Here is a 731-nt window from a genome sequence, read left to right on the forward strand (position 1 = left end):
ACCCCGACCTGCGCGCCGACCTCGCGCGCGAGGCGCTGAACGTCTTCTTCCAGATCCGCGAGGTCGGCGAGCTCAAGAAGAAGCCGGCGACCTCGGAGCTGCTGGACTGGCTGAAGCTGCTGATGATCGAGGACATGCCGGCCRAGGCGTTGCGTTCGAACGACGCGAAGGTCGCGATCCCCCCGCTCTACGGCGCGCTGCTGAAGAACGAGCAGGACGTGCACCTCTTCGAGCGGCTGGCCTTCCTGAATCGCGCGCGGCGGTAGCGGCGATGTTCGCGCCTTTCATCCTGGAGCTTCGGCGCGCCGGCCTGCCGGCCTCGATCACCGAATGGCTCATGCTGATGGGCGCGATGAAGGAGGGCGTCGCCGACTACGATCTCGACGACTTCTACTACCTGGCGCGCGCGACGCTGGTGAAGGACGAGCGCCACCTCGACCGCTTCGACCAGGCCTTCGGGCATTTCTTCAAGGGGCTGGAGCCGGAGACGACGGTCACCGGCGAGATCATCCAGCGCGAGCTTCCCGCCGAATGGCTGAAGAAGCTGGCCGAACGCCTCTTCAGCGCGGAGGAGATGGCGAAGATCGAGGCTCTCGGCGGCTTCGACAAGCTGATGGAGACGCTGAAGCAGCGCCTCGCCGAGCAGAAGGGCCGCCACCAGGGCGGCAGCCGCTGGATCGGCACCAACGGCACCTCGCCCTTCGGCGCCGAGGGCTACAACCCCGAAGGCG

Annotated in this window: 2 pseudogenes; both read left to right on the top strand. The window is 67.1% G+C overall.

The features are described from left to right. Positions 1-266: pseudogene (locus AC1DWF_RS34190) on the top strand (AAA family ATPase); the annotation flags it as partial. Positions 267-271: 5 nt separating this feature from the next. Further along, positions 272-731: pseudogene (locus AC1DWF_RS34195) on the top strand (VWA domain-containing protein); the annotation flags it as partial.

Source organism: Aminobacter sp. P4_D5, assembly GCF_056401815.1.